We start from the raw sequence: 13,751 nt of genomic DNA, 5'->3' as shown, positions 1-13,751 counted from the left end.
CGGGAATCGGCGGACAGGCCCCGCCGCGAACGATGCTCAATGTTCGGGCAGGGCAAACGCCATCACGTAATCGCCGGGACGGGTCTCCATGAAGTGATGGCCTGCCGCGACGATCACCACGTACTGGCGTCCCCCCTGCTCGTAGATCATCGGGGTGGCCTGGCCCCCGGCAGGCAGCCTGGCATGCCACAGTTCCCGGCCCGTCTTCAGATCGATGGCGCGCAGCAGATCGTCGGTCGCGGCGGCGATGAACACCAGGCCGCTGGCAGTGATCACCGCACCGCCATTGTTGGGCGTTCCGATCTCGATCGGCAGGCCGGAGCGGATGCCGAACGGGCCGTTGCCGCGCGCGCTTCCGAACGGCCGGTCCCACAGCAGCGTGCCCGTGCGCAGATCGATCGCGCGGATGCCGCCATACGGCGGCTGTTTGCACGACAGGCCGGTCAATGGCAGCCGCCATCCTGCATTGACGTCGATGGCATACGGCGTACCCACCTGCGGGTCGCCTGCCCCTTCGCCAGCGCCGCGGTCGGCGCGGATCTGCTCACGCGGCAGCCATCCCCGCCGGTCGGCCTCGGCACGCGGGACCAGCCGATTGTAGTTGGGCATGTCGTTGTAGTTGGCCACGATCACGCCCCGGCGGGTATCGATGGCCACGCCACCCCAGTCCGAGCCACCGTTGTAACCGGGATACTCGATGGAATGGCGATCACTGGTGGGCGGCGTATAGAAGCCCTGGTAGTGCGCCCTGCGGAACTGGATGCGGCAGACCAGCTGATCGATCGGCGTGATGCCCCACATGTCACGCTCGGTCAGCGGCTGCTCGCGCCGCAGGGTGTGATAGAGCGAGAACAGTTGCGTCGGTGAGCGCTGCTCCGGTTCCACGCCGCCCTGCGGAACCCTGCGCTCTTCGGCAGGTGTCAGCAGCCGGCCGTTGCGCCGGTCGAGGATGTACAGGTCACCCTGCTTGGTCGGCAGCAGGATCGCGGGCACCTTGCCTGCCGCGGTCGGAAAATCGATCAGGCTGGCCTGCGAACCGAGGTCGTAGTCCCAGACATCCTTGCGTACGGCCTGGAAATGCCAGACCGGCTTGCCGGTGGCCACGTCGAGTGCCACCAGCGAGGTGGCATAGCGGTTCTGTTGCTCGCTGCGCGAGCCGCTCCAGTAGTCGCCGGCGGCATTGCCCAACGGCAGGTAGACCAGGCCCAGTTGTTCATCGCCGGTGGCGGTGGTCCACATGTTCGGCGTACCCCGGGTATAGACCTGCTCGCGGGGGGGCGGACCGGTGCGCTCGGGCCGCTCCATGTCCCACGCCCAGCGCAGCTTGCCGCTGATCGCGTCATAGGCCTGGATCACGCCGGAAGGCGCGTCACGGCGCTGCCCGTCCAGCACCTGGTGGCCGGTGACGATCACGCCGCGCACGATGGCTGGCGGCGAGGTGATCGAGACATAGCCCGGCGGCACCTCGCCCATGTCGAGGGTGATGTCGATCTGGCCGTTGTTGCCGAAATTGACGCACGGCCGACCGCTGTCGGCATCCACTGCGATGATGCGTCCGTCCAGCGTGCCTTCGATGACGCGCGCCCAGCAGGCAGGCCGCGCGCCCGCCGCCGCGCCCGGTCGAACGCTGGGAGGTGGCAGGGGCAAGGCGAGATCGGCAGCCACATCCGCCAATGCCGCATCGGCGAATACCGGCACGGCGGGCTGCTCGTAGTAGGACACCCCACGGCAGGCGGCGGTGTACGGAATGGAGGCGTCCTTCACCTTTGGATCGAACCGCCACAGCGCCTTGCCAGTGCTGGCCTCGAGGGCGATCAGGCGGTTGCGTGCCGTGCACAGGTACAGCCGGTCGCCGATCTTCAACGGCGTGGTCTCGGCACCCCAGCGCTTCTTCGGCAGGTCGCCGGTGCGGAACTGCCAGGCCAGTTGCAGGGTAGCCACGTTGGCGGGCGTGATCTGCTGCAGCGGCGAGAAGCGGGTGGCGGCGTTGCTGCGGCCCCAGGCGGGCCAGTCACCCTCGGCGGGCTGGTCGGCCGGCTGCAGGCCGGTGGTGTCGCGGGTCGGCTCCAGGCCTGCGCTGAAGGCTGCTTCCGGGAACGGCGCATGGCCGTCCACGCTGCCGTGCGGACTGAACGCCAGGGCAAACGCGCCGACGAACACCAGCAGCAACACGGCGGCGATGCTGCACGACAGCCGTTTGGACAGCGGCGCGCGCAACGTCGGCGTCAGCAGCGCCAGAACGATGCCCAGCGCGGTGACCAGCCCCAGCCGTGGCACCCAGCGCCAGTAATCGCTGCCCGATTCCCACCCCGTCCACAGCAGCGTGCCGACGAACACCAGCGCGTACAGCAGCGCACCGCTGCGACGGTTGAGCCACAGCAAAATGCCGCTGGCCAGCAGGCCACAGCCGGCGATGAGGTAATAGGCCGAGCCACCCAGCTGGAACAGCCATGCACCCAGCCCGCCGATCACCAGGCCCAGGATGACCAGCAGCAGCGACAGGACCGTGACCAAGGGGTGGCGGCGCACAGGCGCCGGCGCGGACTGCGGCGTGGCGGACATCGGCGATCTCCGGGAGCAGCATGCTGCCCTTATCCCACCGCCGCCGTGAAGCGCGTGCGTATTCCATGCTCCCGCATACGACGACGCCGGCACGGGGCCGGCGTCGTCGGGTACCTCGTCAGCGCGACCGGATCACTCCTGCGCGGCATCCTCGCTGCCGGTGGCAACCGGGGCGCCTTCGGCCGTGGCCGGGGCGACCGCGGCCACCTCGTCCTCGTCCTCGTCGATCGAGGCATCCATGCGCTCCACCGCCTGCAGCTTCTCGTCCTTGGACAGGCGGATCAGGGTGACGCCCTGGGTGTTGCGGCCCACGCGGCTGATTTCCGAACCGCGCGTGCGCACCAGCGTGCCGCCATCGGAGATCAGCAGCACTTCATCGCTGGAGCCCATCAGCACCGCAGCGACCAGCTTGCCGTTGCGCTCGGTGGTCTGGATGCCGATCACGCCCTGGGTACCACGCCCCTTGCGCGGATAGTCCGGCAGCGGGGTGCGCTTGCCGTAACCATTCTCGGTGGCGGTGAGGATGTACTGCAGGTTGGCGTCGTCGGCACCGTCGATCACCGCATCGCCATTGGCGACCGCTTCCTCGATACCGTTGTCGTCCTCGTTCTCGTCCTCGGCACCACCGGCACTCTCGGCCACGATCAGGCTGACCACTTCCTCGCCGGGCGGCATCCTGATGCCGCGCACGCCGGTGGCGGTACGGCCCATCGAGCGGACCTTGTCCTCGCCGAAACGCACGGTCTTGCCGTTGGAGGCGAACAGCAGGATGTCACGCTCGCCATCGGTCAGGCCGACGCCAACCAGCGCATCGCCCTCGTCGAGGTTGATCGCGATCTTGCCGCGGGCCAGACGGAAGGCGAATTCGCCCAGCGGGGTCTTCTTGACCGTGCCGTTCTTCGTGGCGAAGAACACGAACTGGCCATCGGCGTATTCGCGCACCGGCAACACGGCCTGTACGCGCTCACCCGGTTCCAGCGGAATCCAGTTGATGATCGGCCGGCCGCGTGCGTTGGAGCCCGCTTCGGGCAGCTGGTACACCGGCAGCCAGAACACCTTGCCTGAACTGGTGAAGGTCAACAGGGTGTCGTGCGTGTTGACCAGCCACAGCTGTTCAATGAAATCCTCTTCCTTGGTCGCTGCCGCGCTGCGGCCACGGCCGCCGCGACGCTGGGCACGGTAGGCGCTGACCGGCTGGCGCTTGACGTAGCCGGCGTGCGACAGGGTGACCACCACGTCTTCCGGGGCGATCAGGTCGAGGATGTCCAGGTCTTCTTCGCTGTGGCGGATCTCGGTGCGACGCTCGTCGCCGAACTCGGCCTTGACGCTGACCAGCTCCTCGCGGATCACCTGCAGCAGGCGATCGGGATCTTCCAGGATGTGGATCAGACCGGCGATCACTTCCAGCAGCTGCTTGTACTCGTCGGTCAGGCGGTCCTGCTCCAGCCCGGTCAGGCGGTGCAGGCGCATTTCCAGGATCTGGGTGGCCTGGATCTCGGTCAGCTGGTAGCCGCCCTCGATCAGGCCCACGCCCTTGGGCAGGTCTTCCGGACGCGAGGCCTCGGCACCGGCGGCGCCCAGCATGGCCCCGACCAGGCCCGGCTCCCACAGGCGGGCGAGCATGCGTTCGCGCGCCTCGTTGGGATTGGGCGAGGTCTTGATCAGCTCGATCATCTCGTCGATGTTGGCCAGCGCGACGGTCAGGCCTTCCAGCACGTGGGCACGGGCACGCGCCTTGCGCAGCTCGAACACGGTGCGGCGGGTGACCACCTCACGACGGTGGCGGACGAATGCCTCCAGCATCTGCTTGAGGTTCATCAACTGCGGGCGGCCGTCGACCAGCGCCACCATGTTGATGCCGAACACCGATTCCATCTGCGTCTGCTGGTACAGGTTGTTCAGCACAACCTCGGCAGATTCACCGCGCTTGATCTCGATGTAGATGCGCATGCCGTCCTTGTCGGACTCATCGCGCAGCTCGCTGATGCCTTCGATCTTCTTTTCCTTGACCAGCTCGGCGATCTTCTCGATCAGACGCGCCTTGTTCACCTGGTAAGGAATTTCAGTGACGATGATCGATTCGCGGCCGTTGTCGGCCACTTCGATATCCGCCTTGGCGCGGATGCGCACGCGGCCACGGCCGGTACGGTAGCCGGCGACGATGCCGGCGGTGCCGTTGATGATGCCCGCAGTCGGGAAATCCGGGCCCGGGATGTACTCCATCAGGCCGTCGACGTCGATTTCCGGGTTGTCGATCAGCGCGATGCAGGCATTGATCGATTCGCTCAGGTTGTGCGGCGGGATGTTGGTCGCCATGCCCACCGCGATACCGGCCGAACCGTTGACCAGCAGGTTCGGGAACCGGGTCGGCATGACCGTCGGCTCCAGTTCCTTCTCGTCGTAGTTGGGCTGGAAATCGATGGTTTCCTTGTCGATGTCGGCCATCAGCTCATGCGCGAGGCGCGACATGCGCGCTTCGGTGTATCGCATCGCCGCGGCGGAGTCACCGTCGATCGAACCGAAGTTACCCTGGCCATCGACCAGCATGTAACGCAGCGAGAACGGCTGGGCCAGGCGCACCAGCGTGTCGTACACCGACTGATCGCCATGCGGATGGTACTTACCGATGACGTCACCGACGATACGCGCCGACTTGAAGTAGGGCTTGTTGCTGTGCGCGTTGAGCTCGTTCATCGCGTACAGCACGCGGCGATGCACCGGCTTGAGGCCATCGCGCGCATCCGGGAGCGCGCGGCCCACGATCACGCTCATGGCGTAATCGAGGTAGCTCTTGCGCATCTCGTCTTCCAGGTTGACCTGGATGATTTCCTTGGCGGTTTCTGCCATTCGGGTTCCGTTGTCTGGTAGCGGTCCAGTCCGGCGCGGACACCTGCGGGGGTGACCATGCCGGAACCTCGATTCAACCTGTGGATACTACCACATCGGACCATTCCCCGCCTGTGTTTACAGGGGTTTTACCGGCACAAATCAGGAACTTAGGGGCAGGACGGGGCCCATCGGGCCACGCCCGGGGCTGGCCGCGGCGAACCCGGAAGATGCGCCCGGCTCCCGCGGCGCAGACCGCCTGTGCGTCTCAACCGCCGAAGGCGGCGCGCATGTTCTCCACGGTCGGGTTCAGGATCACGCCGCGCTCGGTCACGATGGCGTCGATCAGCTCGCCCGGGGTGACGTCGAACACCGGGTTCCAGGCAGCGATGCCTTCGGCCACCGTGCGCGTCCCGCCCACGCCGTAGAGCTCGCCCGGATCGCGCTGTTCGATCTCGATCTGGCTGCCGTCGACGGTCTCCATGTCGACCGTCGAGGACGGCGCCACGACCATGAACTTCACGCCATGGTGGCGCGCGGCGATGGCCAGCTGGTAGGTGCCGATCTTGTTGGCGGTATCGCCATTGGCGCAGATGCGGTCGGCGCCGACGATCACCCACTGCACGGCCCCGGTCTTCATCAGGTGCGAGGCGGCCGAATCGGCGATCAGGGTGGCGTCGATGCCATCCTGCTGCAGTTCCCAGACGGTCAGGCGCGCCCCCTGCAGCCACGGCCGGGTCTCGCCGGCGAATACGCGGGCGATCCGGTGCTGGGCCATGCCGGCGCGGATCACGCCCAGCGCGGTGCCGAAGCCGGCGGTGGCCAGCGAGCCGGTATTGCAGTGGGTCAGCACGCCGCTGCCGGCATCGATCAGGCCGGCGCCGAGCGCCCCCATGTGGCGGTTGGCGGCCAGGTCTTCCTCGGCGATGGCCCGCGCTTCCGCTTCAAGCAGCGTCTTCCAGTCCGCACCGGCGCTGCCCAGGCAACGACGCATCCGCGCCAGTGCCCAGGCCAGGTTGACGGCGGTCGGGCGTGAGGCGTTCAGCCGCTGCAGCGCCGGCTCAAGCTGCTGCAGGGCGAGCGGGCCATCGGCAGCCTGCACCTCACGCGCCGCCAGCACGACGCCCCAGGCAGCCGCGATGCCGATGGCCGGGGCGCCACGTACGGTCAGGGCGTGGATGGCCGCGGCGACTTCATCGCTGTCCCGGCATACCACATGCTCGACCACGAACGGCAGCTTGCGCTGGTCCAGCAGTTGCAGGGCATCGCCGGTCCACAGGATCGGGCGGATGTGGTCGTAGCGGGCGTAATCGAGGTCGGTGGCAGTGTTCATGGGCCCATTGTAGGGCCACGCCCCCTCGCGCAGGCACCCGGCCGGATTCAATTCACCGAGAATTCGGCGCGGCAACCGCCGTCCACCCAGATGCCGTTGCGGCTCCAGCCCCAGGTGCTGCCCTCCACGCACTCTGTGCTGGACAGCTGCTGTCGCACCGCGGCACCGACGGAGATGCTGGCGCCGCAGAAACGGCGCTTCTTCGATTTTGATTCGCAGGTCAACCGGCGCGGCACGTCGACGAAACGGCCATCCTCATCGGCCACCTCGAAATCACCCTGGCAGCCTCGGCTGGTCCACACCTCGTTGCGCTTGTAACCCCAGCCCTGCCCTTCCCGGCATGGCAGCACCGACAGCTGCCGCAGCAGGCGCACCGGTGCGCCGTCCAAACGCACCGGACAACTCTGCGGACGGCCATTGGATTCACAGCGGACCACGCGGCGCACCTTGCGCTTGCTGCCTGGCTCGGCCGCAGCCACTCCCTGCGCCGGGCGCGCCCGGAACTCGGCACGGCAGCCGAGGGTGACCCACACGCCGCTGCGGTCGGTGCCCCATTCGCTGCCACGGATACAGCTGTTGCTGGACAACTGGCGGACCAGATCGACGCCGTTGCTGACATCGATATCGCAATGCACCCATGCCATGTCGCGTGACTCGCAGGTGACGACTTCGCCGTCATAGCCGGCCTGCTGCGCCGATGCCGGCAACGGCGTCAGCACTCCCCACATCGCAATGGAGTAGACCGGTGCCGCCACAACCGCAAACCACTTGACCAAAGCCTTCCCCATAGGACTGGACGAACTGCCATGCCAGTGTCTGGCATCGGGAGTGATGAGAGCATCATCGTGCTTGCTGAATCAAGCGCGCGGACGCGGCAATCCGTTCAGTCTGTCTGGTTCAGAAAGCCGCGTGCGCTCAGGCGTCGGCGAAATCGAAGGCCAGCACGTCGGCGATGCGGGGCGTGCGGTTCATCGCCATCAACAGGCGATCGATGCCGACCGCAACTCCCGCACACGCAGGCATCGCGGGCAGCGCCGCCAGCAGTGCCTCGTCCAGCGCCGGCTGCACCTGCCCGCGCGCATGGCGGCGCTGCAGGTCGTGCTGGAAACGCGCCCGTTGTTCGTCGGCATCGTTCAGTTCGTGATAGCCGTTGGCCAGCTCCACGGCCCCCAGGTACAGCTCGAACCGCTCGGCCAGCGGCGGCGTACCAGGGCGGATGCGGGCCAGTGCTGCCTGGCTCGCCGGCCAGTCGTGGACAACGGTCATGACCGCGTCATCGAAATGCGGTTGGATGCGATGGGTCATCAGCAGATCCAGCCAGTCGTCGCGGGTCAGCCCGACCGGGTCGATATGCACGTCACCCAGCGCAGCGCGCAGCCCGGCCTCATCGGTCTGGAACGGATCCACGCCCACCTGCTGCTGGAACAGCTCGCGGTAGCTCAGCACACGCAGGCTGGCGCTGCGTCCGACCAGGCCCAGAGCCAGGCGGACCAGCTCCGCGGTTTCCTGCACCAGCCGGTGATGGTCCCAGCCAACCCGGTACCACTCCAGCAGGGTGAACTCCGGGTTATGGCGCCCGCCGGCCTCGCCGTTGCGGAACACCCGCCCCAGTTCGTAGCAGTCGCCGACACCGGCAGCGAGCAGCCGCTTGAGCGGGTACTCTGGCGAGGTGCGCAGCCAGCGACGGCGGCCGCCGGCGTCGACATGGCCGCTAAAGTCGGTATGGAAGCTGTCGATGTTGGGCTCGGTATTACCGGCCACCGACAGGATCGGTGTCTCCACCTCCAGCACGTCACGCTCTGCGAAGAAGCGGCGCACCAGCGCGTTCAGCGCGGCACGCTGCTGCAGTTTGCGCCGCAGGGCGTCGCTCACAGGATGCCCTCCGGGCGCGGGTGATCCAGCGGCAGGGTCAGCAGGTCGCGGGTGTCATCGATGTAGCCACTGGCCAGGTACAGCCGACGCGCCAGTTCGTTGTGGTGGTTCACCTCCAGGCGCAGGCGGCTGACCCCGCGTCCGCGCGCACGCTGTTCGCAGATGGCCAGCGCCTGCTTGCCCCGGCCACGGCCGCGTGCCCGCGGCCCCAGATAGAGCTCGTCAAGCAGCATGAAATGTCCGCCCTGCTCCAGGCTGAAGCCCATCGCGATCACCGCATAGCCGACCACCTGACCGGCTTCGTCCAGCCACAGCAGCACTTCGCCGTTGCGCGGATCGGCGAGCAGTGCATCGACACCGCGACGCACGCGCACGTCGTCGAACTCGATCCTGTCCTCGGCGTAGAACGCGCGCATCAGCGAGATCAGCAGTTCCTCGTCGGCACGGGTGGCCAGGCGGAAGTCCAGCGGGGCAGTCTGCATCGGGAATCCTTTGCTGTTTCGGGCCGGGCGCATGTCACGCCCGGCGGGGTCATCATTCGTGGTCGGCGAGGAAGGCCAGCAGACGCGCTTCGTCCCACACCGGCACTCCCAGGGCCAGCGCCTTGTCCAGCTTGGAGCCGGCTTCGGTACCCGCCACCACGAAGTGGGTCTTCTTCGACACGCTGCCGGACACCTTGGCTCCCAGCGCCTCCAGTCGCTCCTTGGCCACATCGCGGGTGAGCTGGGCCAGGGTGCCGGTCAGGACCACGGTCTGCCCGTCGAGCGGACCGGCGACGATTTCGGTCAGCGCGGGCGCCTTGGCCAGGATCTGCTGCATCGCCTCCTCGGCAGCCAGCAGCATCACGCCATGGCTGTCCGCTTCCAGCCACTGGGCAAGGCCGCGCGCGGTGTCCTCGGGCAATCCGGCATTGACGAACTGGCCATGCTCGGCATCGAGCACGGCCTGCGCGCTGGGCAGCACCGCCACCAGCTTTTCCGCGCGCAGGCGGGTGATGCCGGGGATCTCCGATTCCACCAGCAGCTGAGCCAGGTCCAGCCCCTCACGCAGCTTCGCACTGGGCGGATGCACGTCGCTGATGCGCACCTGGCCGACCTGCAGCAGATCGTCGATGGCCTGCTGGTTGCCCTGCTGCTCGAAGAAGTGACCGAGCGAACGTGCCACTTCGCCACCGATGTCCGGCACGCGCTTGAACAGTGGCCAGGGCAGCCGTCGGATCAAGGCCAGATCACCGAACCACTGCGCCAACGCCTTGGCCGTGCTTTCGCCGACATGTTCGATGCCCAGCGCGAACAACAGCCGTTCCAGCGTGGTGGCACGACTGGTGTCGATCGCGGCGATCAGGTTGTCGGCCCAGCGGGTCGCGATCTTCTTCGTGTTCCACTCGAAGCTGGCCGGCTGCGCCAGTGCGTTCGCGCGCCAGGCCACATCGTTGCCATCGAGCTTGAGCACGGCATTGAGCACGGTGCCGCTGCCTTCGGCCGGCAGGTGCGGCGCCAGGCTGGCGGCCAGCGCGGACGGATCTTCCGCGTCGAGCACCAGCTTCAGGTGCAGCAGCTGGTCGCGGGTGAGCCGGTACAGGTCCGCCACGCCCTTGACGATGCCGGCATCCACCAGGGTTTCGATGTACTTGTCACCCAGGCCATCGATATCCATCGCGCGACGTGAAGCGAAATGGGCGATGGCCTCCTTGCGCTGCGCCGGGCACGACAACTCACCGGAGCAGCGCCACGCGGCCGCGCCCTCTTCGCGCACGATCTCCGAGCCACAGACCGGGCAGCGCGTGGGCATCTGCCACGGCGTGGTGCCCGGCGGCCGGCGGTCGAGGATGACGCTGACCACTTCGGGAATCACGTCGCCGGCACGGCGCACGATCACGCTGTCACCCACCCGCACGTCCAGGCGCTCGATCTGGTCCGCATTGTGCAGGGTTGCGTTGGAGACGATCACGCCGGCCACGGCGACCGGCGCCAGGCGCGCGACCGGAGTGGCAGCGCCGGTGCGGCCGATCTGGATCTCGATCGCTTCCAGCGTGGTGCTCTGTTCCTGCGCCGGGAACTTGTGCGCGATGGCCCAGCGCGGTGCGCGCGAGACGAAACCCATCGCCTGCTGGCCAGCGCGGTCGTCCAGCTTGTAGACCACGCCATCGATGTCGAAGGGCAGGCCATCGCGGCGTGCGCCGATATCGCGGTAGTAGGCCAGCAATCCATCGGCGCCTTCCACCACCCTGCACAGATCGCTGACCGGGAAGCCCCAGGCACCCAGCTGCGCGAGCGTGCCCGAGTGGGTATCGGGCAGTTCGCCGCCCTGCACTTCTCCGGTGCCGTAGGCGAAGAAGCTGAGCTTGCGCTGTGCGCTGATCTTCGGGTCGAGCTGCCGCAGCGACCCGGCCGCCGCATTGCGCGGGTTGGCCAGTACCTTGCCGCCATGCAGCCGCGCGCGATCGTTGTAGGCTTCAAAGTCGGCACGGGCCATGTAGACCTCACCGCGCACTTCCAGCACGTCCGGCCAGCCCTTGCCGTGCAGACGCCGGGGGATGTCGCCGATCTCGCGCAGGTTGGCCGTCACGTCTTCGCCGGTCGTGCCATCGCCGCGGGTCGCACCCAGAACGAAATGTCCATCCTCGTAGCGCAGGCTGATCGCCAGCCCGTCCATCTTCGGCTCCGCCGAAAAGCGCGCGGCACCGCGTCGCAGGCGTTCGTCGATGCGGCGCACGAAGTCGGTCACCTCCTCATCGCTGAAGGCATTGGACAACGACAGCATCGGCACCGCGTGGCGGACTTCAGCGAAACGCCCGGAGGGACGCGCGCCGACCTGCTGGGTCGGGCTGTCCGCGCGGGCCAGTTCGGGGTGCGCACGTTCCAGTGCTTCCAGCTCGCGCACCAGCCGGTCGTAATCGACGTCGGGGATCTCCGGCGCATCCAGCTCGTGATAGGCGCGGTTGGCCTGGGCGATCTGCCGGCGGAGTTCATCGACGCGTTCGGCGGGGCTGGGGCTCATCGTGATCGGTGATTCTGGGGCGGCTGGGGATTCTACCGCGCCCGGCCGTCATGCCCTGTAACGTCCCCGCCCCGGCAGTGCCGGGCCCCGCTCCGCGAAAGACGGGCTTGCCGCCCTCCACCGGCAGCGCTAGCGTGCGTCGGCCGCCCTCCGGAAACCTGCCCATGACCCTGCCTGCCTCCCGTCGTCGCTTCCTGCAGCTGGCCGGTGCCGGCCTCGCCGTCGCCGGCAGTGGCCTGCCGGGCCTGGGATACGCGCAAACCGCCCCGGCTGCGGCTCCCGCGTCGCCGCGCGCCGATGGGCCGGTGCTGCTGAACTTCAATGAATGCCCGTACGGGCCTTCCGCCGCTGCGCAATCGGCCGCTCGCGACAGCATCGCGCGCTGCGGCCGCTACCGCTTCGAGCTGGCGGCGCAGGTCCGTGATGCATTCGTCGAACACAGCGGCGTCAGTGCCGATCACCTGCGCCTGTACCCGGGCTCCAGCGAGCCCCTGAACCGCGCCGCCGCAATCTGGACCGGCCCGCAGCAGGGCCTGGTCGTGGCTGATCCGACCTTCGAGGCGATTGGCGACGTGGCCGCCGCGCGGGGCGCACACGTCAGCCGAGTGCCTCTGCGCAGCGACGGCGCGCACGATGTGCGCGCGATGGTGGCTGCCGCGCACGCGCGCCCGACCGGGCTGATGTATGTGTGCAACCCCAACAACCCCACGGGTTCGATCAGCCCGCCCGCCGAGCTCGCCTGGCTGCTGGCCAGCAAGCCCGCCGGAACCCGGGTGCTGCTGGACGAAGCGTACCTGCAGTACAGCGACCAGCCGAGCCTGATCGCGCAGGTGGCGGAGCGCGATGACCTGATCGTGCTGCGCACCTTCTCCAAGCTGTATGGCATGGCCGGACTGCGTCTGGGCGCGGCAGCGGCCCATCCCGATCGCCTGCGCGAGCTGGGCAGCCTCGGCGACAACCCGTTGCCGGTGCCGGCGCTGGCGGCCGCTCTGGCCAGCCTGCACGATCCGCAGTTGGTTCCGCAGCGCCGTCTGCAGAACGCGAAGATCCGGCAGGCGACCATCGCCTGGCTGGGCAAGCGTGGCTTCAGCTGCCTGCCGTCGGAAGCGAACTGTTTCGTGGTGGACGTCCAGCGCGACGGTGCCGCCTTTGCCAGGGCGATGGCCGCACAGGGTGTGGTGATCGGTCGCAGCTGGCCGATCTGGCCGCAGCGCGTCCGTGTGACCGTTGGCACCGAGGAGGAGATGGCAGCGTTCCGCGCCGCGTTCGCCCAGGTCGCCGGGGTGCCTTCCTGACTTCATCCACGCAGGCGATGGATCTGCCGTGGTGGTGGGTGCCGACCGTGGGTCGGCATGCCCGGGATGACCGCGCTTACCAGCGCGGGGTCTTGGTCAGGGGCGGCGCCTGGTGCTGGCGGTCATAGGCACGCAGCTCGTCACGGATGTGGGCGATGCGCTGGCGGCCGAGCGCGTTGCGGCTGTCGTCCAGCACCACGCCATCGAGCAGCTCGGCCATGCGCTGCACGGTCGGCAGCATCTTCTCCCAGGCATCGAGCGCGGTCAGCGGCGCCGGCAGGGTCAGGAAGAAGGCGATGGCCGGCGTCTCCATGGCGCGGATGTTGGCCATGTCGAAACTGCCCGGCTTCATGATGCTGGCCATCGAGAAGATCGGCCCCCGTTCCGGATGGCCCTCCACCAGACGATGGAACACGTTCATGTGGCCGAACACCAGACCGGTTTTCTCGGCCGCCACGACGATGTCCTCGCCCCGCAGCTGCTCGCCGGCCCGTGCGGCCACGAACAGCGAGACGATCTTGTCGAAATCCTGGGTGGCGCGCTTGCCCAGGTCGCTGGCCGCGCCGGCGTCGGTGTCGGCAAGGCCCAGTTCGGCCTGTTGACCCTCTTCGCCCAGTGCCGGATCGAGGCGGGTATCGGCCAACGGTACGCCGTCCTCGCCCAGGACAGGTTCGCGGCGCTCGCTGCTGGTCGGTTCGGTGCCTTCCACGCGGCGGCCCTGGGGCTTCTTCTTCGGACGGCCAAACAGGAAGATCGCGGCGATCAACAGCAGGCCGGCGGCCAGGATGCCGATGCGCAACAGTGCCGTGTCGGACATTCGATAGGTTCTCCGGCTAGTTCATTCAGGTAACTAGGATGGCACG

9 protein-coding genes are annotated in these 13,751 nt (G+C 68.0%); 1 reads left to right on the top strand and 8 read right to left on the bottom strand.

From position 1 onward, the window contains the following. Positions 1-36: 36 nt before the first annotated feature. From QMZ25_RS03755 to ligA, 7 genes are all read right to left on the bottom strand, one after another. Complete coding sequence (locus QMZ25_RS03755) at positions 37-2,562, bottom strand: membrane-bound PQQ-dependent dehydrogenase, glucose/quinate/shikimate family (RefSeq protein WP_283219143.1); 2,526 nt, start codon at positions 2,560-2,562, stop codon at positions 37-39. A gap of 132 nt (positions 2,563-2,694) precedes the next feature. Then, positions 2,695-5,409 (bottom strand): DNA gyrase subunit A, encoded by a 2,715-nt coding sequence (gene gyrA / locus QMZ25_RS03750; protein ID WP_283219142.1) that lies wholly within the window; start codon positions 5,407-5,409, stop codon positions 2,695-2,697. Positions 5,410-5,656: 247 nt separating this feature from the next. Beyond that, positions 5,657-6,721 carry an S-methyl-5-thioribose-1-phosphate isomerase gene (gene mtnA / locus QMZ25_RS03745; RefSeq protein WP_065176042.1) on the bottom strand — a complete coding sequence of 355 codons (1,065 nt, stop codon included), beginning with the start codon at positions 6,719-6,721 and terminating at the stop codon, positions 5,657-5,659. Positions 6,722-6,768: 47 nt separating this feature from the next. Beyond that, positions 6,769-7,497 (bottom strand): DUF3011 domain-containing protein, encoded by a 729-nt coding sequence (locus QMZ25_RS03740; protein ID WP_080375199.1) that lies wholly within the window; start codon positions 7,495-7,497, stop codon positions 6,769-6,771. A 139-nt stretch (positions 7,498-7,636) separates the two neighbouring features. Beyond that, complete coding sequence (gene epmA / locus QMZ25_RS03735) at positions 7,637-8,593, bottom strand: EF-P lysine aminoacylase EpmA (RefSeq protein WP_065176043.1); 957 nt, start codon at positions 8,591-8,593, stop codon at positions 7,637-7,639. Continuing rightward, a complete protein-coding gene (locus tag QMZ25_RS03730; protein WP_053515463.1) occupies positions 8,590-9,075 on the bottom strand; it encodes a GNAT family N-acetyltransferase in 486 nt (161 codons plus the stop codon). Before QMZ25_RS03730 ends, epmA begins: the two co-directional genes overlap by 4 nt. A gap of 52 nt (positions 9,076-9,127) precedes the next feature. Further along, positions 9,128-11,599 carry an NAD-dependent DNA ligase LigA gene (gene ligA / locus QMZ25_RS03725; protein ID WP_283219163.1) on the bottom strand — a complete coding sequence of 824 codons (2,472 nt, stop codon included), beginning with the start codon at positions 11,597-11,599 and terminating at the stop codon, positions 9,128-9,130. Positions 11,600-11,757: 158 nt separating this feature from the next. Between ligA and QMZ25_RS03720 the strand changes: the two genes are divergently transcribed. Then, on the top strand, positions 11,758-12,888 hold the full coding sequence (locus QMZ25_RS03720) for a pyridoxal phosphate-dependent aminotransferase (RefSeq protein ID WP_283219141.1): 1,131 nt from the start codon (positions 11,758-11,760) through the stop codon (positions 12,886-12,888). A gap of 76 nt (positions 12,889-12,964) precedes the next feature. Here the strand turns inward: QMZ25_RS03720 and zipA are convergent, their stop codons facing one another. Beyond that, positions 12,965-13,705 (bottom strand): cell division protein ZipA, encoded by a 741-nt coding sequence (gene zipA / locus QMZ25_RS03715; RefSeq protein ID WP_111186144.1) that lies wholly within the window; start codon positions 13,703-13,705, stop codon positions 12,965-12,967. Between the last annotated feature and the right edge of the window lie 46 nt (positions 13,706-13,751).

This window comes from Stenotrophomonas sp. RS-48, from assembly GCF_030053245.1.
In the GTDB taxonomy this organism is placed as follows: Bacteria; Pseudomonadota; Gammaproteobacteria; order Xanthomonadales; family Xanthomonadaceae; genus Stenotrophomonas; species Stenotrophomonas maltophilia_P.
This window is presented reverse-complemented; position numbering and strand designations above follow the sequence as displayed.

Bases quoted from the DNA above. Each gene is read 5' to 3' on its own strand.
- QMZ25_RS03755 (WP_283219143.1), bottom strand. From the start codon at position 2,562: ATGTCCGCCACGCCGCAGTCCGCGCCGGCGCCTGTGCGCCGCCACCCC.
- gyrA (WP_283219142.1), bottom strand. From the start codon at position 5,409: ATGGCAGAAACCGCCAAGGAAATCATCCAGGTCAACCTGGAAGACGAG.
- mtnA (WP_065176042.1), bottom strand. From the start codon at position 6,721: ATGAACACTGCCACCGACCTCGATTACGCCCGCTACGACCACATCCGC.
- QMZ25_RS03730 (WP_053515463.1), bottom strand. From the start codon at position 9,075: ATGCAGACTGCCCCGCTGGACTTCCGCCTGGCCACCCGTGCCGACGAG.
- QMZ25_RS03720 (WP_283219141.1), top strand. From the start codon at position 11,758: ATGACCCTGCCTGCCTCCCGTCGTCGCTTCCTGCAGCTGGCCGGTGCC.
- zipA (WP_111186144.1), bottom strand. From the start codon at position 13,705: ATGTCCGACACGGCACTGTTGCGCATCGGCATCCTGGCCGCCGGCCTG.